This window comes from Xanthomonas sp. AC360 (assembly GCF_979258225.1).
Genome location: NZ_OZ409846.1, coordinates 3,551,667 through 3,573,018 on the forward strand (window position 1 = coordinate 3,551,667; position 21,352 = coordinate 3,573,018).

General features: G+C 65.2%; 16 protein-coding genes and 1 pseudogene. 7 read left to right on the forward strand and 10 right to left on the reverse strand.

From position 1 onward, the window contains the following. Positions 1-24: 24 nt before the first annotated feature. From ACZZ0O_RS15310 to ACZZ0O_RS15330, 5 genes and pseudogenes are all read right to left on the reverse strand, one after another. Positions 25-507, reverse strand: coding sequence for a hypothetical protein (locus ACZZ0O_RS15310; RefSeq protein WP_055844240.1), 483 nt, complete (start codon positions 505-507; stop codon positions 25-27). Next, the gene (locus tag ACZZ0O_RS15315) at positions 507-1,904 is read right to left on the reverse strand and encodes a PhoH family protein (RefSeq protein ID WP_055844239.1); all 1,398 of its coding nucleotides are present in this window, start codon (positions 1,902-1,904) and stop codon (positions 507-509) included. The genes ACZZ0O_RS15310 and ACZZ0O_RS15315 overlap by 1 nt, the downstream gene beginning before the upstream one ends. Before the next feature lie 82 nt (positions 1,905-1,986). Continuing rightward, entirely contained in the window at positions 1,987-2,469 is a 483-nt protein-coding gene (locus ACZZ0O_RS15320; RefSeq protein WP_115511940.1) for a peroxiredoxin, read from the reverse strand. A gap of 39 nt (positions 2,470-2,508) precedes the next feature. After that, positions 2,509-2,859 (reverse strand): ribonuclease E inhibitor RraB, encoded by a 351-nt coding sequence (locus ACZZ0O_RS15325; protein WP_463591183.1) that lies wholly within the window; start codon positions 2,857-2,859, stop codon positions 2,509-2,511. Between the two features lie 13 nt (positions 2,860-2,872). Continuing rightward, positions 2,873-3,498, reverse strand: a pseudogene (locus ACZZ0O_RS15330) (glycine cleavage system transcriptional repressor). Positions 3,499-3,591: 93 nt separating this feature from the next. Here ACZZ0O_RS15330 and dapA point away from each other — a divergent pair. Both dapA and ACZZ0O_RS15340 read left to right on the forward strand, forming a co-directional pair. Next, positions 3,592-4,500, forward strand: coding sequence for a 4-hydroxy-tetrahydrodipicolinate synthase (gene dapA / locus ACZZ0O_RS15335; RefSeq protein WP_463591184.1), 909 nt, complete (start codon positions 3,592-3,594; stop codon positions 4,498-4,500). A 16-nt stretch (positions 4,501-4,516) separates the two neighbouring features. Continuing rightward, positions 4,517-5,032 carry a hypothetical protein gene (locus ACZZ0O_RS15340; protein ID WP_055844218.1) on the forward strand — a complete coding sequence of 172 codons (516 nt, stop codon included), beginning with the start codon at positions 4,517-4,519 and terminating at the stop codon, positions 5,030-5,032. 107 nt (positions 5,033-5,139) lie between these two features. Here the strand turns inward: ACZZ0O_RS15340 and fdxA are convergent, their stop codons facing one another. The 5 genes from fdxA to ACZZ0O_RS15365 form a co-directional block, all read right to left on the reverse strand. After that, positions 5,140-5,463, reverse strand: a complete 324-nt coding sequence (gene fdxA / locus ACZZ0O_RS15345; protein WP_005994928.1) for a ferredoxin FdxA — start codon at positions 5,461-5,463, stop codon at positions 5,140-5,142. 293 nt (positions 5,464-5,756) lie between these two features. Next, positions 5,757-6,644, reverse strand: coding sequence for a 2-dehydro-3-deoxygalactonokinase (locus ACZZ0O_RS15350; RefSeq protein ID WP_463591185.1), 888 nt, complete (start codon positions 6,642-6,644; stop codon positions 5,757-5,759). Continuing rightward, on the reverse strand, positions 6,641-7,552 hold the full coding sequence (locus ACZZ0O_RS15355) for an SMP-30/gluconolactonase/LRE family protein (protein ID WP_463591186.1): 912 nt from the start codon (positions 7,550-7,552) through the stop codon (positions 6,641-6,643). The genes ACZZ0O_RS15350 and ACZZ0O_RS15355 overlap by 4 nt, the downstream gene beginning before the upstream one ends. Beyond that, a complete protein-coding gene (gene dgoD / locus ACZZ0O_RS15360) occupies positions 7,546-8,694 on the reverse strand; it encodes a galactonate dehydratase (protein WP_055844210.1) in 1,149 nt (382 codons plus the stop codon). The genes ACZZ0O_RS15355 and dgoD overlap by 7 nt, the downstream gene beginning before the upstream one ends. Beyond that, the gene (locus tag ACZZ0O_RS15365) at positions 8,691-9,323 is read right to left on the reverse strand and encodes a 2-dehydro-3-deoxy-6-phosphogalactonate aldolase (RefSeq protein ID WP_055844207.1); all 633 of its coding nucleotides are present in this window, start codon (positions 9,321-9,323) and stop codon (positions 8,691-8,693) included. The genes dgoD and ACZZ0O_RS15365 overlap by 4 nt, the downstream gene beginning before the upstream one ends. Positions 9,324-9,737: 414 nt before the next feature. On the opposite strand from ACZZ0O_RS15365, the gene ACZZ0O_RS15370 reads away from it, so the two are divergent. From ACZZ0O_RS15370 to ACZZ0O_RS15390, 5 genes are all read left to right on the forward strand, one after another. Then, positions 9,738-10,709: a LysR family transcriptional regulator gene (locus ACZZ0O_RS15370; RefSeq protein WP_055844203.1), complete on the forward strand. Its 972-nt coding sequence runs from the start codon at positions 9,738-9,740 to the stop codon at positions 10,707-10,709. A 259-nt stretch (positions 10,710-10,968) separates the two neighbouring features. Then, a complete protein-coding gene (locus ACZZ0O_RS15375) occupies positions 10,969-13,902 on the forward strand; it encodes a TonB-dependent receptor (RefSeq protein WP_323519130.1) in 2,934 nt (977 codons plus the stop codon). Between the two features lie 333 nt (positions 13,903-14,235). Continuing rightward, positions 14,236-16,956, forward strand: coding sequence for a TonB-dependent receptor (locus ACZZ0O_RS15380; RefSeq protein WP_115511932.1), 2,721 nt, complete (start codon positions 14,236-14,238; stop codon positions 16,954-16,956). A 111-nt stretch (positions 16,957-17,067) separates the two neighbouring features. Further along, a complete protein-coding gene (locus ACZZ0O_RS15385) occupies positions 17,068-19,326 on the forward strand; it encodes a sialidase family protein (RefSeq protein WP_463591187.1) in 2,259 nt (752 codons plus the stop codon). Between the two features lie 106 nt (positions 19,327-19,432). After that, entirely contained in the window at positions 19,433-21,349 is a 1,917-nt protein-coding gene (locus ACZZ0O_RS15390) for a sialate O-acetylesterase (RefSeq protein WP_463591188.1), read from the forward strand. The last annotated feature ends 3 nt before the right edge of the window (positions 21,350-21,352 follow it).

The following is a 21,352-nucleotide window of genomic DNA, read 5'->3' on the forward strand; positions in this document are numbered from 1 at the left end:
AGCGATGCTGACGTGTGGGCGGTGTTACGGCGTGCCGTTGACCGCGATCTGCGAGAACGCGCCGGTCTGCGGGTCGTACAGCGCCCCCCAGAAGGCGCTACCGCCGTCGCAAACCTTGATCGCTTCCCTGGCCGGTTTCACTGGCGGGTCGTTGGGCAGCTTGAAGGCGTTGATGTAGATCAGTTGCTGGCCCTCGATCACCACGCCCACATATTGCCGGTCGAACTCGCGCGGCTCGGCGATGCTTGGCGTCAACGCATCCTGCCGGGATTCGAGCTGCTCGATCTGTTGATGGCTCGGTTCCCAATAGCCGGTGATCTGGCCTGGATGACGCGCCGGACTGTCGCGCGAGCAGGTGTCCAGCACCTGCTCGGCGACGCTCTGGCGGGTGATGATCCACGACTGTCCGCTTTTGAGATTGGTCGGTACGGTAGAGGGCGCTTGCGTGGTCGCACAGCCGGCCAGCGCGAGCACTGCAAGGGCAGTAGCGCTGCGAAGCGTTCGCATCACAGCACCTCCGAGGCGAAGTCGGCCAGACGCGAACGTTCGCCACGGCGCAGCGTGATATGCGCGCTGTGTGGCCAGGCCTTGAAGCGATCCACCGCGTAGGTCAGGCCGGACGTCGTCTCGGTGAGGTAGGGCGTATCGATCTGCTCGACGTTGCCCAGACAGACGATCTTGGTGCCGGGGCCGGCGCGGGTGATCAGCGTCTTCATCTGCTTCGGCGTGAGGTTCTGCGCTTCGTCCAGAATCAGATACCGCGACAGGAAGGTGCGGCCGCGCATGAAGTTCATCGAGCGGATCTTGATGCGGCTGGCAAGCAAGTCGTTGGTGGCTGCACGGCCCCATGAGCCGCCGTCCTGGTTGTGGGTGAGCACTTCCAGGTTGTCGGTGAGTGCGCCCATCCACGGCGTCATCTTTTCTTCTTCGGTGCCGGGCAGAAAGCCGATGTCTTCGCCCACGCTGACGGTGGCGCGGGTCATGATGATCTCGCGGTAGCGCTGCTGATCCATCGTCTGCGCCAGGCCCGCGGCCAGCGCGAGCAAGGTCTTGCCGGTGCCGGCGGTGCCGAGCAACGTGACGAAATCGATCTCCGGGTCCATCAGCGCGTTGAGCGCAAAGTTCTGCTCGCGGTTGCGCGCGGCGATGCCCCAGACCGCGTGCTGGGTGTGGCGGAAATCATCCACCAGGCACAGCGTGGCCTTGCCGCCGCCGACCTTAGCCACACGCAGTTCGACGTCGTCTTCGCCCGGCAGATACAGGTACTGGTTCGGGTACCAGTCTTCGTCGTCGGCCAGCACGATCTCGTAATGGGTGCGGCCGCGCTCGTTCCAGCTGCGCAGGTCCTCGTTGTGCTTCTGCCAGAAGTCTTCCGGCAACTCGATGGCGCCGGTGAACAGCAGGCTGAAATCGTCCAACGCGCGGTCGTTCTGGTAGTCCTCTGCCACCAGGCCGCTGATGTAGGCCTTGATGCGCAGGTTGATGTCCTTGGACACCAGGATGACCGGCACATCCGGGTTTTCTTCGCGCAGCGCCAGCACCGAGGCCAGGATCTTGTTGTCCGGCAGCATCGCGCCGAAGGTGCGGCCCGGGTCGATCGGGTGAATCTGGAAATACAGCCGGCCAATCGCGGCCTGGCCCTTGAGCTGGATGCCCTGCGGATGACTGAGCAGAATGCCGGCCTGAATCTGCTCGGCGTTGGTGTTTTCCAGCAGTTCGTCCAGGAAGCGGCTGACCTGGCGCGCGTTGCGGCTGACTTCGGAGGTGCCCTTCTTGGCGTTGTCGAGTTCTTCGATCACCTGCATCGGAAGGAACACATCGTGTTCTTCGAACTTGAACAGCGAGGTGGGATCGTGCATCAGCACGTTGGTGTCCAGCACGTAGATGCGCTTGCCTCGGGTCATTGGGTCTTCCAAGTGATGGAGCAGGGGCGAGCCATCACGCCTGCGTGTGCAGGGTGATGGAGGACAGGGGAAACGAGGGGCGTCACTGTTTGGCGTGCGCCTTCACGGCAGCCAGCACGGCCTCGGCATGGCCGGCAACCTTGACCTTGCGCCAGGCCTGCACGATGCGCCCCTCGGGCGACAGCAGAAAGGTGCTGCGCTCGATGCCGAGCACCTGCTTGCCGTACATGTTCTTTTCCTTGATCACGTCGAAAGCGCGGCACAAGGCTTCGTCGCCATCGCTGATCAAGGGAAAGTTGAAGCCTTGCTTGGCGCAGAAGTTGTCGTGCGACTTCACCGAGTCGCGCGAGACACCCAGGATGGCAGCGCCGGCTTTCTTGAAGTCCGGCAGCAAGGCATTGAAGTCCAGGCCTTCGGTGGTGCAGCCGGGCGTGCTGTCTTTCGGGTAGAAGTACAGCACCACCCACGTGCCGGCATAGCCGCGCAGGGTGGTCTGGGTGCCGCCGGACAGCGCCAGCGGCAGGTCGAGGGTGGTAGCGGGCAGTTCCAGTACAGCGTCGGTCATCGTTGCTCAGCCTGAAGGGGAGAGGCGGTCGGCGGCCGATCAGGCCGGCCCGACGTCCATCCCATCATAAGCAGCTACATGGAAACGTTTGGCGAGTGCATCGAACTCTGCATTGCGCTGATTCAGCGATTCAATGGTGTGGTGTTCGCGCTTGTCCACATGCAGGAAATACGACTCCTCATCGTTGCCGTCGTCTTCGTCGCGTTCGCCGAGAAAGATGTCGATGACGCGATAGCCGTCCTGGGTCAGCTGCTCGGAAAGTTGTTGCAGCGGCTGCTGCGCCGGGTCGGCGAAGAAGTATTCCCAGCGCAACGGGCCGTCGAGATTCCAGTCGGTCTCGGAGCGGATGTGATCGAACATCTGTTTCAGCGCGGATTTGGCGATGGCCATCGGTGCGTCTGCCTTAGAACTTCATCGGGTCCATGATCGCGTCGAGATTGAGGTGATCACAGAATTCCAGGAAATCATCGCGCAACGCGGCGATGTGCATGTTGGCCGGTACCCCGATGGTCACCTGCGCCGAGAACATCTCCGCACCGGTCTGCATGGCGCGGTAGCGGGTGCTCTGCAGGTTTTCGATGGTGATGCCCTGGCGGTCGAAGAAATCGGCCAGCTGGAACAGGATGCCCGGCTTGTCGGCGGCGATCACTTCGACGATGTACGGCAACAGGTTGGACTGGGTCTGCTTGGGGCCGGTGCGGTACCAGACCAGCTTGAGGCCTTCCTCGCGTTCCAGCCGGGTCAGCATCGCTTCGAGCTTGGCGACCGAATCCCAGGAGCCGGTGGCCAGTGCGGTGACCGAGACATCGCGCCCCACCGTGGCCAGGCGAGCGTCCACGAGATTGCAGCCGCTGTCGGCGATGCGGCGGGTGACAGGCAACAGGGGGACTCCGGATGCGTCGTGTAGGCGTTGATCAGGAGGTGATTTTCGGTCGGCGAAGGCCGGGGTGTAGAGTCAGTCAAAGGGGCTTCCGGCATTGCATCAGGCTGAATGGCCGCCCGGACAGGCGCCCTGGCGGTGACCAGCATACTTGCCCGTGGTTTCGCGCCGCAAGTAACATGCAGGCGGTCGCAACCCGCGTGCGCGCGGGCCTCCCCTTGTCACGTAAGAGCAGCAGAATCTTGTCCCTTTCCGGCATCATCACCGCGCTGGCGACCCCCTTCGGGCCGGACGGCGCACTCGACCTGGATGCCTGGCGGCGGCTGCTGGAGCAGCAGCTGCACGGTGGCATCCAGGGAATCGTGGTTGCCGGCTCCACCGGCGAAGCCGCCGCGCTGAGCGACGACGAATACGACACATTGCTGCGCGCCGCGGTGGCCCAGGTCGCCGGCCGGGTGCCGGTGCTGGCCGGTACCGGGCTGTCCGGCACCGCAAAAACCATTGCGCAGACGCGCCGCGCCGCCGCGCTGGGCGCGCAATACGCGCTGGTGGTGACGCCGCCGTACGTGCGCCCGACCCAGGCAGGGTTGAAAGCGCATTTTGTGGCCGTGGCCGACAGCGGCGGGTTGCCGGTGGTGTTGTACAACGTGCCCGGCCGCACCGGCTGCGATCTGCTGCCGGAGACGGTGGCCGAGCTGGTCGATCACCCCAACATCGTCGGCATCAAGGAAGCGCGTAGCGAGCCCGAGCGCGTCGCCGCGCTGGTGGCGTTGCGCAGCGACTCCTTCGTGGTGCTCAGTGGCGATGACGGCAGTGCCGCGCAATCGATGCTGTCCGGCGCCCAGGGGCTGATCTCGGTGGCGTCCAACGCATTGCCGTCGGCGTACCGGCGCTTGTGCGATCTGGCCCGCGATGGCCAGCGCGATGCCGCCCTCGCATGGGATGCGCGCCTGAGCGAATACCATAGCTTCTGCGGGATCGAATCCAATCCCATCCCGGTCAAGGCGCTGCTGCAGCGCGCCGGGATCGGGCACGGCCTGCGCTTGCCGCTGCTGCCACTTTCTGCGGCGCACCAGCCTGCCGCCGACCGCCTTGCCGCCGACGCTGTTGCGTTGGAAGCACTTTCCAGCCGCGAAATGCTCGCGGCCTGACCCAGGAGATCTATCGATGCGTCATTCCGTTTCCCCCGTCCGCGTGCTGTCGCTCGCGTTGCTGGCGACCGCCACCGTCGCCGCCACGAGTGGTTGCAGCTGGTTTCACAAGGGCGCGCGCGGCGACTATGCGTTGGCCCCGGAAGCCCGTCCGCTGGAAGTGCCGCCGGATCTGAACCTGCCCGACACCTCCGGTGCGATGAAGGTGCCGACCCTGGCATCGACCACCCAGCAGACCAACACTCCGCCTTCTGCGAGCGCCAACAGCGGTTTCACCGTGCCGGGCGAGCGCGATGAAGTGTTTGCCAAGGTCGGCACGGCGCTGGCCGAGATTCCCGGCCTGACCGTCGCCAGCAAGGCGCAGATGCTGGGCTCCTACGACGTGAGCTACGAGGGTTCCAGCTTCCTGGTGCGCGTGGTCAAGGTCGAGGCGGGCAGCTATGTGTCGGCAGTGGATCCGCGCGGCATGCCGGCCACGGCTGCCGCACCGGTGGCGGTGATCAGCGCGCTGAAGGGCAAGCTCGGCGGCTGAGTGGTTTGGCCATTGCCGGACAGCAAAACGGGCGCTCAGGGCGCCCGTTTTGCGTTGTTGCGGTGTGGCTAGCGGGCAGCGATGCTGTCGCGCGCCGGGAGAGCGCCTTAGCGCTGCAGCAGCGGTAGCTTGTTCGGCTTGCCGTCCCAGTCTGCCGCATCGGGCAGGGGCTCCTGGCGCACGGTCAGCACTGGCCAGGCCTTGGCCAGTTCGGCGTTGAGCGCGACGAAGCCTTCCTGGCCTGCGGGCACGTCATCTTCCGGATAGATCGCATTAGCCGGGCACTCGGGCTCGCACAGGGTGCAGTCGATGCACTCGTCCGGGTCGATGACCAGGAAATTCGGGCCGACGTGGAAGCAATCCACCGGGCAGACCTCGACGCAGTCGGTGTATTTGCACTTGATGCAGTTTTCGGTGACAACAAAAGGCATGGCGGAATCCGGCGTTTAGCCTGGTAATTCTAAAGCAGTCGGGTGGTGGGTGTGAGGTGGGGTGCAGATTGTTTGCCGCGCAGATGATGGAGTGGTCGTGGTCTGCGGGTGTCGTGATGCCTGGATCTCGCTGGGTGGGTTGGCTGTCTTCCGCCGTACTCTCACCCCAACCTCCGCTCCGCGTCCCGGCCCGCGCTTGCGTCGCGGGCGCTCCAAGGCGCGAGCGCCGCTGGCGCGCAAGCCGTGCCTTCTCGCCCCACGGGGAGAGAGGGGCTTTGCATCCTGTCTCCCCCTCAGGGAACTGAGGTCAGGCCGTGTTGCCGGGCCAGCGCGAACAGGCCGGTGGCGGCCAGGTCTTCCGGGTGTTGTTGGGTGGCGACGCCCAGGTGCGTCAACGCCAGGGCGTAACGCTGCGCCAGGGCGGGGCTGCCGACCAGATGCACAGTGGCGTGGCTACCACGATGCTCGCGGAGCTCGTGGCCGATCAGCAGGCCCGAGAGGTACGAGGGCAGGGCCTGTGCGCTGAGGCGGTCGAACAGACCCAGCGTGCGGGTGCCGAACAGGTGGTGGCTGAGGCCGCCGGGTTCGGCGCTGCGATCCACGCCTGACAGGAATGCGGCCTCATCGAGATCGGCATGGTCGTCGGGCATCAGCTTGCCGAGGATGCTGTGCTGGCGCAGTACCGCGTACAGCTCGCCGGTCATCACGGTGGCGAAGTCGGTCAGCTGGCCGTTGGCGATCGTCGCCCATTTGCTGTGCGTGCCGGGCAGGCAGGCGATGTGGTCGCCGTCGCCAAGTGCGGCGATCAGGCCGACCAGTTGGGTTTCTTCGCCGCGCATGACATCCGGCACGCCATGCTGCGCGCCGGTGCTGACGCCGGGGACGAACCACAGCGTGCGGCCGGGCAGCAGATCGTCGTAGCGGCGCATGGCGGCAGCTAGTGCGGCGGTGTCGGCCGGGCAGGGCAGGTAGGCCTGTTCGACCCAGCCGTTGCGGCTGCCGATCATGCCCGACAGCACGACCGGGCCGTCCCAGCCATCGATCAATGTGCGCAGGACGTCGCCAAAGCGGCCTTGGCAGGCGAGGATGCCGTCGCTGGCACGGCGTTGATCGAGCACGGCGCCGGTGGCGTCGACCAGGTAGGCGCGCAGGCTGCTGGTACCCCAATCGACCGCGATCATGCGCTGGCCACCCGGCTTTCGGGCAGACCGGCGATGGCGACGTCGCAGACGAACAGGCCGCCGGCTTCGGGCATGCGTGCGAGTTCTTCGGCGCTATGGTCCAGGCGCGAGGAGATCACGTGCAGGCGATCCAGCGCCGCGCCACCGAAGGCGCTGCAGGTGGGGTGTTTGACCGGCAGGTGCACGATGCGCTCGACACTGCCGTCGGGACGATAGCGCACCACGCGCGAGGCGCGCCATTGCGCATTCCACAGATGGCCTTTGCTGTCGATGATCGAGCCGTCCGGCTCGGCGTCGTCGCGGTCCAGGGTGGTGAACACGCGCGTGTTGCTGGTTTGCGCGGTCTCCGGGTCGTAATCGCAGCACAGGATCTGCGGGCGCACCGAGTCGCAGTAATACAGTGTGCGGCCGTCGAGGCTGAAGCAGATCGAGTTGGGGATCGATACGCCCGGCAGTGGCAACGCGCGCAAGCCATGTGCCAGCGAGAACTGATACATCGCGCCGCGCGCGGCCTTGTTGTCGTGTTCGTCCATGGTGCCGAACACCAGATTGCCGTGCCGATCGGCGCGGCCATCGTTGCTGCGCGTCAGCGGGTTGTCGGCCTCGATATCGGCCAGTTTTTCGAAGGGCAACACGTCGTCTTCGGTGCTGTCCGGGTCGGCGATGCCGATGGCCTTGGCCAGTGCGATCAGCAGGCGGCCATCGTCCATTAGGCCGAGGCAGCCGGGGCGATCGGGCAGCGTCCAGTAGCGTGTCTGCGCGCTGGCCGGATGATGCCGCCACAGGCGTTTTTCGCTGATGTCGACCCAGTACAACGCCTCGCGCTGTTCGCACCACAACACGCCTTCGCCATGCGTGCAGCGGCTGTCGATCGCCAGTACGGCGGTGTGCTCGGGCATGCTCACCATTCGGCGATGCTGCCGTCGGCGTGGCGCCACACCGGGTTGCGCCAGTCAGGCGGATTTTCGTTTGCGCGCTTGAGCATCTCTTCGTCGATCTCCACACCGAGCCCGGGCTTGGGCAGTGCGGCGATACTGCCATCCACGCACTGAAAATCGTCTTTATTGATGACGTAATCGAGCAGGTCGGCGCCTTCGTTGTAATGGATGCCGATGCTCTGTTCCTGCAGTACCGCGTTGTGCGACACGAAGTCCACGTGCAGACAGGCAGCCAGCGCGATCGGGCCGAGCGGGCAGTGCGGGGCGAAGCCGACGTCGTAGGCTTCGGCCATCGCGGCGATCTTGACGCACTCGGTGATGCCGCCGGCATGCGACAGGTCCGGCTGCACCATGCCGATGCCACCGGCGCACAGCACGTTCTTGAATTCGAAGCGCGAAAACATGCGCTCGCCGGCAGCCAGCGGGATCGAGGTGCTGGCGGCCAGGCGCGGGTAGTACTCGGCCTGTTCGGCCAGCACCGGTTCTTCGACGAACAGCGGCTTGAACGGTTCGAGCTCGCGCAGCAACGCCTTGGCCATCGGCGCGCCGACGCGGCCGTGGAAGTCGATGCCGAAGTCGATGGTGTTGCCGAAGGCTTCGCGGATTTCGGCGACCTTGACCACGGCGGCATCGACGGCGCGCGCGCTGTCGATCAGCTTCATTTCCTCGGTGCCGTTGAACTTGAAGGTGTCAAAGCCCAGCGCGCGGTAGTCGGTGATCTGCTGGATGATGGCGCCGGGGCGGTCGCCGCCGACCCAGCGGTAGGTCTTCATGCGATCGCGCACCAGCCCGCCCAGCAGCTCGTACACCGGCACGCCCAGCGCCTTGCCCTTGATGTCCCACAGCGCCTGGTCGATACCGGCGATGGCGCTCATCAGGATGGCGCCGCCGCGGTAGAACCCGGCGCGGTACATGGTCTGCCACAGGTCGTTGATGCGCGCCGGGTCCTTGCCGACGACATAGCCGGCCAGTTCGTGCACGGCCGCTTCCACGCTACGCGCGCGGCCTTCGATGACCGGCTCGCCCCAGCCGGTGATGCCCTCGTCGGTCTCGACCTTGAGGAACAACCAGCGCGGTGCGGCGTGGTAGGTGGTGAGGCGGGTGATCTTCATCCTTGCAGTTCCTGGTAGGCCTGCACGAAGTTGCGTGCATGCGTCTGGGTCGTTTCGAGTGATTGCGCGGGTTTGTACAGTTCGCCACCGATGCCGGCGCCGGCGGCGCCCTGGGCGATGAAGCCAGCCAGGGTCTGCGGGCTGACGCCGCCGACCACGTAGACCGGGATGTGGGTGGGCAGCACCGAGCGCAGCGCGCGCACATGCGCAGCGCCATAAGTCGCGGCCGGGAACAGCTTCAGGATCGTTGCGCCGGCATCGATGGCGTCGAACGCCTCGCTGGCGGTGGCGAAGCCGGCCACCACGGTCAGCCCGCGCGACACCGCATGGCGGATCAGGCTGGGGCGCGTGTTGGGGGTGACGATGAAGCGCGCACCGATGTCGGCCAGGGTGTCGACGTCTTCATTACGCAGCACGGTGCCGGCACCGATCCAGGCGCGCTCGCCATAGGTCTGCTGGGCGAGGGCAATGCTCTGTTGCCAACGCGGCGAATTGAGCGGGATCTCGATCGCATCGAAGCCGGCGTCGATCAGTGCGCCGACATGGTCCAGCGTTTCTTCCGGCGTGATGCCACGCAGGATGGCGATCAATGGCAAGGCGAACAGGCTGGCGGTGGTGTCTGAGGTCATGGTGTTACTCGCGATAGAGCGGAAAGCGGCCGTTGGCGGCCAGATGGCCGGCAACGTCGTGGGAGCTTGCGCGACTGCGCGCGGCAAGCAGGTGCTGCCGATGCGCAATCCGGAGAAGAAAACGAAGCGCGGGTGGGCGGGCGCCCGGGTGGTCGATGCTCGCGTGATGCGCGACATGTCTACCGCTACGGCCCGCAAGTGGCCGGCAAGATGCCGTCATCGTCGTCCACCTCCGCGGTCATGGCGTGCGTGCTGCCACCTGATCAAAGGCGGTCACGTCTGTTCTGGCCGCGCCCGGGAGGTAGGGGCTCCTGCTGCGGCGAGCGCTAGCCTCGCCTGGGGAGATATGTGCTGCAAATGAAATTTTCGGCATATTCTATTCCTCCGACGAATACACAGCCGCAACCGCACCCCATGGCAAATTCCGGTACTCCCTGGTTCAACGCAGCCCGCCTCAAGACGCGTCAACTGCTGCTATTGCTGCATCTGCACGAACAGCGCTCGGTATTGCGTGCGGCCGAGGCCGCCAGCATGACCCAGCCGGCCGCGTCCAAGCTGCTGGCCGAGATGGAAGACATGCTGGGGGTCAAATTGTTCGAGCGGCATGCCCGCGGTGTGGAACCCACCTGGTACGGCCATGTGCTGATCCGGCGTGCCCGTGCGGCGATGTCGGAGATTGGCCGCGCGCAGGAAGAAATCGCCGCGTTGCGGGCCGGCCGTATGGGCCAGGCCTCGATCGGGACCGTGGTCAATCCAGGAACCAATCTGGTGCCGCAGGCCATTGCCGAGGTCAAGCGCGAGTTTCCGGACATCCTGGTGCGGGTGGAGATGGACTACAGCCGCCCGCTCGTTGCCAAGTTGCTGGATGGTCAGCTGGACATCGTGATCGGCCGCATCCTCGGCCCGGAAGGCGTGGGCGAACTGGAATTCGAGCCGCTGGCCGATGAGCCGCATTCGGTGATCGCCCGTGCCGGCCATCCGCTGGCCAGCCGCGTCGGCCTGCAGCATGCGGACCTGGTGCGGTATGGCTGGATCCTGCCGCCGGCCGACAGCGTGCTGCGCGCGCGGCTGGACTCGATGTTCATGGAGCACGGCGTGCAGACGCCGACCAACGCCATCGAAACCTCGTCGTTGCCGGTGACCTCCACGCTGTTGCGCGGCACCGACATGCTGACCGCATTGCCGGTGGAATCGGTGGCGCCGCTGATCCAGGCCAAGTTGCTGACGGTGCTGCCGATCGAGCTGGGGGTGCGGATGGAGTCGTTCGGCATCATCCGTCGGCGCGATTACATCCTGCCGCCGGGTGCCGAGCGCATCCTGCAAGCGCTGCGAACCACCGCGCGCCGCTTGTACCCCGGTCTACGCGGGCCGGAATCCCTTACCTAGCGGGCTCTGCCATTTCTATTCCGTGAAGTAATACCAGTCCGTGAATTTTTCATTGGCTGGCGCTAGACCGTGCGCCTATATCTGTGCGCCAGATCGCACGCTGAAGCGCACGTGAAGTCGGGCAGGTGATCGGCGGCCAAGCCGCCAAGTTGAGCAACGGTGGAGATCGGCATCAGTGCCTGTTTCCACCCGATCACGCGGGGCGTTTTGCGCCGCGACAACCAGTCTTCAGTCGTCTTGCGTCCTGGGAGGGATTCAGATGTTCAAGTTTTCAAGCCATGCCTCGGCAGGTACGGGCGTGCGCGCCCGTCGTCTGCAACATCTGCGTCACTCGGCCATGGCCGTCAGCATCGGCGTGTTGCTTGCCGCACCGGTTTACGCGCAACAGGCGCAATCGTCGCCGGGCGCTGCGTCGAACAAGGCCGGCGCCAGCGCGGTGGATCTGGATACGGTGGAGGTGCGCGGTGTGCGCGCCAGCCTGATCAAGTCGCAGGTGATCAAGCGCGACTCCACCCAGATCGTGGATTCGGTCAGTGCCGAAGACATCGGTGCGCTGCCCGACCGCAGCGTCACCGAAACCCTGCAGCGCGTCAGTGGCGTGACCATCGACCACTTTGCCGCGCGCAGCGACCCGGACCACTTTTCGGCAGAAGGCAGTGGCGTGATGATCCGCGGCCTGACCCAGGTGCGCGGCGAACTCAATGGCCGCGACATCTTCAGCGCCGCCAGCGGCCGTGGCTTGAGCTTTGAAGACGTCCCGGCCGAGTTGATGGCCGGCGTGGACGTGTACAAAAACCCGTCGGCAGAAATCATCGAAGGCGGTCTGGGCGGCACGGTCAACCTGCGCACGCGCATGCCGTTCGACAACCCGGGGCGCATCGTCGGCGGCAATATCGATGTCAACTACGGCGACATGAGCAAGAAGTACAAGCCGTCGGCGTCGTTCCTGTTCAGCGATCGCTGGGACACCGGCGTCGGCGAAATGGGCTTCATGATCGATATCGCCCATTCGGAACTGGCGACACGCTCGGACGGCATCCAGGTGGAGCCGTATGTGCGGCGCACCGACGACGCGGTGCTGGCCGGCAGCGGGCGCAGCGAGGTGTACGTGCCCGGTGGCGTCAATTGGCGTCAGCTGGATTTCGAACGCAAGCGCGACGGGATTGCCGCAGCGTTCCAGTGGAAGCCCAGCGACCAGACCGAGATCTACGCGCAGTACCTGCGTTCGCGTTACGACATGAACTGGCAGGAGCGCGCGGCGTTCTTCAACGACAGCAACAACAGCATCAGCCCGGCGCCCGGCACCACCTTCGAGTACGACCAGGACGGCGTCTTCCAGCGCGGCTCGCCGGTGTCCAACTCCTGGCGCGGCGTGCTGACCGGCGACGGCGTGCGCTTCAATACCGACAACCGCTATTCCGAGCAGCGCACCACCACCTCGGACCTGTCGGTGGGCTTCAGCCACTATTTCAACGACAACCTGCAAATCAAGGGCGATGTGCAGCTGGTGCAGTCGGAGAACGACCAGCTGGACTTCACCGTGTTCAGCGCGACCTATCTGCCTGGCTTGACCTATGACGTGTCGGGCAAGTATCCGACCGTGCAGATTGCCAACCAGGGCTTCACCCAGGACCCGTCCAATTATTTCTGGGCGGCGGCGATGGATCACCTGGGCAAGAATCGCGGCCGGCAGCTGTCCACCCGCGTGGACCTGGAATACACCTTCCAGGACAGCAGCTGGCTGCGTTTCATGCGCTTTGGCATGCGCGCCACCGACCGTAACCAGACCAACAAGAACTCCGGGTACAACTGGGGCGTGTTGTCGGACAACTGGGCGGCGATCCCCGGCAGCGCGACGGGCCTGGCGGACATGTCGCAATACCTGCCCGACGAGTCGTCGCGGTTCACTTTCTCCAATTTCTTCCGTGGCGGCGTGAACGTGCCCACCACGCTGGTGGTGCCCAACGGTGGCCTGGTCAAGAACTACCGGCGCGCGTCGGACCTGCTGCAACAGCAGATCGTGGCATTGCGGGGGTGGGGCTGGGCGCCGGATACCTATCAGCCGCAGGACACCAATCGCCAGTTCGAGCGCACCCAGGCCGCGTACGCGGCGCTGTACTTCGGCAACGACGAGGCATGGGGTGTGCCGGTGGACGGCAATATCGGCGTGCGCATCGTACAGACCAAGACCCAGGCCGAAGGTTTCGGTCAGTTTCAGGACCTGTCCGGGTTGAACGTGTCGCCGGAGCTGCAGGCCCGTTACACCGGCCAGTACTTCGACAACAACGCGCAGGGCAGCTACACCAATGTACTGCCGAGCTTGAACATGCGCTTCCGCTTCACCGACACCTTGCAGTGGCGTATCGCTGCGTCCAAGGCGATGGCACGCCCGGATTACACCCAGTTGCAGCCATACGTATTGCTCAACGTGGAAACCGACGACGCCGGCAATGCGACCAATTTCGTCGGCACTGCGGGCAATCCGACCCTCAAGCCGATGACCGCCAACCAGTTCGACACCGCGCTGGAGTGGTACTTCGACAGCAGCGACATGCTGTACACCACGCTGTTCTACAAGAAGGTCAAGGATTACTTCTCCACCCAGACCCGCAGCGAGACCTACGACAACCGCGAGTGGCTGGTGACCCGGCCGTACAACACCGACGAAGGCACCATCCGTGGCGCCGAAGTCGGCTACACGCAGTTCTTCGACGAACTGCCGGGCTGGATGAGCGGGTTCGGCATCAATGCCAACTTCACCTTCGTCGACAGCAAGGGCGGCGCCAATACCGCCATCGACCCGTACACCCGCACCACGGTGACCGGTGTCGAGCTGCCGCTGGAAGGCTTGTCGCGGCGCAGCTACAACCTGGCCGGCATCTACGAGAAGGGCCCGCTGTCGCTGCGCCTGGCCTACAACTGGCGCTCGCGTTATCTGTTGACCACCAGCGATGCGGCCACGCGCCTGCCGACCTGGGCCGACGACTACGGCCAGCTCGACGGCTCGTTCTTCTACCGCTTCAACGACCATCTGCAGCTGGGCGTGCAGGCCAACAACCTGACCAACACCGTGACCAAGGTGCTGATGGGCCCGACCTCGTATGCGGACGGCGAAGTGGACCCGCGCCTTTACACGCGCTCGTCCTTCGTCAACGACCGGCGCTACTCGCTGGTGCTGCGCATGAACTGGTAAGCGACGTCGATCACGGATCCACTGTGAGCGGACTCGCAGAGTCGAGTCCGCTTCTGCCGAGCCACTTACCCTGCCTGCCGATGCCGGAGCAATCGGGTTTGCCGGGCTTGCTATAGCTTTAACGAATACCTTTCCAGGAATATTTCATTGGTGTGGCATGACGGCCGCGCCCTATGCTCCCGCCGCAGCCGCAGGTCTGCCCGCCAGGGCGACCACGCATCCGCGCCTCCGGTCTTGCCGGGTGGCAGATGCGGGCCAGCAACAACGACGGGCAGGGCGTTCGCGCACCGGCCCGCTAAAACGAGTAGTACATGCGTCCTGGGAGGGAGCACCATGTCAGTGCAATATCGCCACATTCCGGCAGGCCGGACTGTGGGCCAGCGTTCGATCCGTGATTTCCGCCGCTCCGTGATGGCCATCAGTGTGGCCACGCTGTTGAGCGCGCAGGCCTACGCGCAGGATGCGACCACCACTGCCGCGCCCGCATCGGACGCCACCACCCAGCAGCTGGACACCGTACAGGTCACCGGCACGCGCAGCAGCGTCACCAAGGCGCAGCTGGTCAAGCAGAACGCCGAGCAGATCGTCGATTCGATCGTCGCCGAAGACATCGGCAAGCTGCCCGACAACAACGTCGCCGAGGCGCTGCAGCGCATCTCCGGCATCCAGATTTCGCGCAACTACGGCGAAGGCAGCTCGATCGCCATCCGTGGTCTGACCCAGGTGCGTACCGAACTCAATGGCCGTGACATCTTCACCGCCAACGATGGTCGCGGCCTGAGCTTCGAAGACGTGTCGGCCGAGCTGCTTGGCGGCGTCAACGTGTACAAGAACCCGTCTGCCGACATGATCGAAGGTGGCCTGGGCGGCACCGTCGACCTGCGCACGCGTCTGCCGTTCGACTACGACGGCCGCAAGATCGCCGGTAGCGTGCAGTACAACCATTACGACCTGGCCGACGATGGCAAGCCGGCGTTCTCGGGCCTGTTCAGCGATCGCTGGCAGACCGGGATCGGCGAGATCGGCATCCTGGTGAACTACTCGCAGCAGAAGAGCCCGTTCCGCCAGGACACCATTTCGATCGAGCCGTGGTACACCCAGACCGATCTGCCGGGCTATGAAGGCCAGCAGATCTCGGTGCCGCACGGCGCCGGTATCAACACCACCGTTGGCGAGCGCGAGCGCAAGACCGGCGCGTTTGCGATGCAGTGGCGTCCCAACGATGCGGTCGAGGTCTATACGCAGGTACTGCGTTCGGAATACGACTTCAGCTGGCACGACTATTCGTTCTTCGCGTTGACCGGTGCCAACCCGATGCAGGGCACCCCGGGCATCCAGATCAACGACCGCAACGAGTTCGTCAACGGCACCTTCCAGAACGTGCCGGCCGACTCCAACACCAGCCTGACCGAGCGGCATTCGGTGACCACCGATTACTCGCTGGGCGCCAAGTGGACGGTCAACGAAAAGCTGACCCTGAGCACCGACTTCCAGTATGTCGATGCCACCACCACCGGCACGCGTTACATCGTGGCGACCGGTTTGAACAACACGCCGTTCTTCAATATCGATTTCCGCGGCGACCTGCCCAAGTTGTCGGTGACCGATGCAAGCGGTGCCGAAGGTTTCCTGGCCAACCAGGACAACTACAACGGCTGGCGCTGGCACCTGGATAACAAGGACGACAACAAGGGCACCGAATTCGCCTGGCGTTCGGATATGGATCTGGCGTTCGACAGCGATTTCGTGCGCAGCTTCAAGGCCGGCGTGCGTTACACCGACCGCGATGCCGAGACCAAGGGCAACGTGTTCCGTTTCATGTGCATCAACGGATGCGCCGGCACGCCGTTCTCGCAGTTCCCCACCGTGGGCGTCGTGACCAACCCGATCACCGACTTCTTCCGTGGCAAGAGCAGCACCTTCGGCCCGACCTTGACCGCATCCGATGTTGCCGTGGGTAACTACGAGCAGACGCTTGCGACCTTTGGCGGCACCCCGCTGGAGTTTGCGCCCAACAACATCAATACGCAGAACGAGAAGACCTACGCCGCCTACGGCGTGCTGCGCTTCGGCGTGGATGGCGACATCCCGTTCGACGGCAACATCGGTGTGCGCGTGGTGCGGACCGAAGTCGGCTCGCAGGGCGTGCGGACCGGCACCGACGCTGAAGGCGGCGGTCTGATTCCGGTCGATGCACAGCAGACCTACACCGACGTGCTGCCGAGCTTGAACTTGCGTTGGATGCTGAGCGATCAGCTGCAGTGGCGTTTTGCGGCCTCGCGAGGCATTTCGCGCCCGACCTTCGATCGCCTCAATCCGAACCTGAGCCTGAGCACCGGCACCTCCAATGGCGCGTCGACCTTCACCGGTGCCGCAGGTAATCCGAGTCTGGAAGCGGTCAAGGCCGACCAGTTCGACACCGCGCTGGAGTGGTACTTCGGCCAGGGCTCGATGATGTACGGCACCTTGTTCTACAAGAAGGTGGAAGGCTTCATCGCCAACGCCGTCTTCAACGAGGTGTACGACGGCCAGGTGTGGCAGATCACCCGTCCGGTCAATGGCGACTCGGGCAAGATCCGCGGCGCGGAACTGGGCTACACGCAGTTCTTCGACTTCCTGCCGGGCTGGTTGAGCGGCTTCGGCGTGCAGACCAACTACACCTACGTCGACAGCGAGGCGCCGAGCCCGACTGCCACCGATACCAACGGCCAGTCGTTGACGGTGCCGCTGGAAGGCCTGTCCAAGAACAGCTACAACGCGATCCTCAGCTACGAAACTTCGCGCTTCCAGGGCCGTGTGGCCTACAACTGGCGCAGCGACTGGCTGGTGACCACCGCAGGCAACGGCACCGGCAACCTGCCGGTCTACAACAAGGGCTTCGGCCAGCTGGATGCTTCGCTGCGTTTCAACATCAATGCTGTGTGGTCGATTTCGCTGGACGGCGTGAATCTGCTCGATACCCGTCGCGAAAGCTACCTGGGTAACGAGTCGCGCTACCGCGACTTTGTGATCAACGATCGTCGGTATGGCCTGACATTGCGGGCCAGCCTGTAGAACGCGCCGTAGGAAGTGCGTCTCCGGTCCGGCGAGCTGTGCAGGCAGCTCGTTGGACCGGTGTTTTTCCTATCGATGGCGCTGCCGTCGATCGCGAAGGGAGCCGGAGGAATGATCGCCATGATCGATCCGCCTACTAAGCGCCGCCTTTTCGCAGCACATGCGTGGCTGACTGCTGTTTGCCTGACGCTGGTGTTGCTCTTCATGACGTCTCACGTGCACGCGGCCGAGCCCGTCACGCAGGGGCCGTACCAGTGGCGCAGCGTGGCCATTGGCGGTGGCGGCTTTGTCACCGGTGTGCTGTTTCATCCCGCCGAACGCGATCTTGCCTATGCGCGCACCGATGTCGGTGGCGCGTATCGCTGGGATGCGCGTGCGCAACAGTGGGTGGCACTGACCGATTGGTTGGGCGCCGACGACTGGAACCTGATGGGCATCGATGCGTTCGCCATCGACCCTGCCAATCCCGCCGCCATCTATCTGGCGGCCGGGACCTATATGCACGCGCGCGCCGGCAATGCCGCGGTGCTGCGTTCGTTCGATCGCGGCCGCAGCTTCGAGCGCGCCGATCTGCCGTTCAAACTGGGCGGCAATCAACTGGGCCGCGCCAACGGCGAACGGCTGGCGGTGGACCCGCACGATGGTCGTGTGCTGTTGCTGGGCGCACGCGATGCAGGCCTGTGGCGCAGCGATGATCGCGGCGCGCACTGGGCGCGGGTGGACGGATTTCCTGCCGAGGCATTGGCCGGTGCCACCGCGCGCAACCATGTCGGACGCGACCAAACGGTGGGGATTGCCTTTGTCGTGTTCGACGCCGCCAGCGGCCGCGCTGGCAGTCCCACGCCACGGATCTACGTTGGCGTCTCCACCACGCGCACCAGCCTGTATGTGTCCGACGACGCCGGTCGCACGTGGTCGGCGGTGGCCGGGCAGCCGCAAGGCTTGCGCCCCAGCCATATGGACGGCGGCCGCGATGGGCAGTGGTATCTCAGCTACGGCGATCAGCCCGGCCCGGACCTGATGGCCGGTGGTGCGCTGTGGAAGTACAGCCCGGCGCAGGGGCGCTGGAGCGAGATCAGCCCGATTCCGCAGCCGGCCACTGGCGATGGTTTTGGCTGGGGCGCTGTGGCGGTGGACCCGCACGATCCGCAGGTGCTGCTGGCCAGTACCTTCCGCCGGCGGACGCCGCGCGATGAGCTGTTTCGCAGCGTCGACAGCGGCAAGCACTGGACGCCGTTGTTGGCCGATGCGGTGTTCGATCACAGCGCCGCGCCGTGGACCGCGCAGGCGACACCGCACTGGATCGGCGCACTGGCGATCGATCCGTTCGACAGCAACCACGCGCTGTTTGTCACCGGCTACGGCATCTGGGCCTCGCGCAATCTGCGCGACTTCGCCGACACGCGGCAACCGTTGCAGTGGTGGTTCCAGGACCGGGGGCTGGAAGAGACCGTGCCGTTGGACTTGCTCAGCCCGATGGCCGGCGCGCCTCTGCTCAGCGCGCTGGGCGATATCGATGGGTTTCGCCACGACACTCTGGATACCGCGCAGCTGCAGTATGTCGGCCCGCGTCTGACCAACGGCGAGAGCATCGATGCTGCAGGGCAGGCGCCGCTGACGGTGGTACGCAGCGGCACCGTGCGCGACCGTCGCAACAACGAGATCCGCGCGCTGCTGTCGCGCGATGGTGGCGCGCACTGGAGCGCGTTTGCCAGTGAACCACCGGCCGGGCAGGGCGCGGGCACCATTGCCATCGCGGCCGATACATCGCAGGTGGTCTGGACGCCCAACAACGGCGGCAACTGGCGCACGGGCGATTTCGGCAAGCAGTGGCAGCGCGTGCAGGGGCTGCCCGACACGGCAGTGGTGGTGGCAGACCGCGTCGATGCGCAGCGCTGGTATGCCGCCGACACCGTCAGCGGACACTTTTACGAAAGTAGCGATGGCGCGGCCAGCTTCCGCGATACCGGGCACCAGGTCGGCAACCCTGCGCGCGATGAGCGTGTGCGTCCGCAGCTGCGGCCCGACCCCTGGCGTGCCGGCGTGGTGTATCTGGCCAGCCCTTCGCTGGGCGTGATGCGTTGGCAGAACGGACGCTTGCAGACCCTGTCCAAGCCGGACGAAGCGCGCTCGCTGGGCATCGGCAAGCCACTGCGCGATGGCGCACCGCCAACGCTGTATCTGGCCGGGCGCGTGGCCGGTGTAGATGGCGTATTCCGCTCTGACGATGAAGGCACGCAGTGGCTGCGCATCAACGACGACGCGCACCGTTTCGGCAAGCCTTACAGCGTCACCGGCGACCCACGACGACCTGGCCGCGTCTACTTCGCCACCGGTGGCCGTGGCATTTTTTACGGTGATCCACGATGAGCGCTGCGTGCCTGCGCGCGGCATCGCGCTGCCGTACCTTGACCCGCTGCATTCCCTATCGCCTCGTTGCGCGCCGACCGGCCGCGCTGTTCCTGGAGATCACCGCATGACCGCACCTCTCGTTCGCCGCGCCTGCCTGCTGGGTCTGGTGCTGGCCAGCCCGCTCGCGCTGGCCCAGCCGACCCTGCCGCTGTTGTTTGCCGATGGCGCGGTGTTGCAGCGCGACCAGCCCATGCCGGTGTGGGGGTGGGCATCGCCCAATGCCGCGATCACGGTCAGCTTCGATGGCAAGCGCGCCACCGCCAAAGCCGACGCAAAGGGCGCCTGGAAGGTGAGCTTGCCCGCGCACAAGGCGGGCGGCCCGTACGTGTTGAGCGTGCAGGGCGATGGTGGGCAGCTGCAGGTGCGCGACGTGCTGGTCGGCGATGTATGGCTGGCCAGCGGGCAATCGAATATGGAATGGCCGCTGGCGCAGGCCAGCGATGGCCCGCAGGCGGTCGCTGCCGCCAACGACCCGCAGTTACGCCATTTCAAGGTGCCCAAGTCGTGGTCGGTGCAGCCGGAAGCGCGCCTGACCGGTGGCGAGTGGAAGGCCGCCACGCCGGCCACTGCCGGCGAGTTCACCGCGGTGGGGTATTTCTTCGCCAAAGAGCTGCGCGCCAGCACCGGCGTGCCGATCGGCATCGTCAACAGCACCTGGGGCGGCAGTGCGATCGAGGCGTGGATGGATGCCGCGTCGCTGGGCTTGAATGCCGAGCAGAACCAGGGCGCGATCGAAGCGATCAAGCAACGCGACGCTGCCGCACAGGCCGCCACCGGCAAGCGCATCGCGCGCTGGCCCAAGGTCGACGGCGACATGCCGCAATGGCGCGACGCCGAGTTCAACGACAGCGATTGGGACAGCATCCCCACCACCCAGCAATGGGAGTCCAACGGTTACGACGGCATGGACGGTATCGCCTGGTACCGCACTACGGTGACCTTGAGCGCTGCCGAGGCCAAGGCCGGCATCACCCTGGGCGTGGGCCAGATCGACGATTCGGACATCACCTACGTCAACGGCCAGCAGGTAGGCACGACCGAGAAGCAATGGAATCTGCCGCGCGTCTACAGCGTGCCGGCGGCGGCACTGCATGCCGGCGTCAATCACATCGCCGTGCGGGTGGAAGACCTCAGCGGCGGTGGCGGCATGCACGGCCCGGACGAGCAGCGCTTCGTGCAGACCAGCGATGGCGCCAAGCGCGCGCTGAGCGGCTGGAAATTCCGCCCCGCCGCAGTGCGCGTGTCGTTGGTCGACAACAAGAACCAGCTGCCCACGCTGCTCTACAACCAGATGATCCACCCGCTGCAGCCGTTCCCGGTCAAGGGCGTGATCTGGTACCAGGGTGAAACCAATGCCACCGACAACGGAGCAGTGGCGTATCGCGAACAGTTCGCCGCGATGATCCAGCAATGGCGTGCCGAACGCGGCGCCAAGGCGCTGCCGTTTTTGTGGGTGCAGCTGGCCAACTTCAAGGCGGGTGACGACAAGGGTGAACTGAGCCCGTGGGCGCTGTTGCGCGAGTCGCAGTCCAAGACGCTGGCGCTGCCGGCGACCGGGCAGGCGGTGATCATCGATATCGGCAACCCCACCGACATCCATCCCACCAACAAGCGCGATGTCGGCCATCGTTTGGCGCTGGCGGCGCGGCACGTGGCGTACGCCGAAACGCTGGTGTACAGCGCGCCGGTGTTCAAGCGGGCAAGGTTTGAAGGTGGCAAGGCGGTGCTGACATTCGACCTGCAGGGCAGTGCGCTGCAGGTACGTGGCAGCGGTGTAGTGCAGGGCTTGCGTGTCGCTGGTGCCGACAAGCAGTTCCATCCGGCCACCGCGCGCATCGACGGCGATCGGGTGAGCGTGCAGAGCGATGCGGTGCCTGCACCGGTTGCAGTGCGCTACGGCTGGAGCGAGAACCCCGACGACGCCAACCTGATCAATCGCGACGCCCTTCCTGTTTCCCCTTTCCGCACCGATACCTGGTGACAC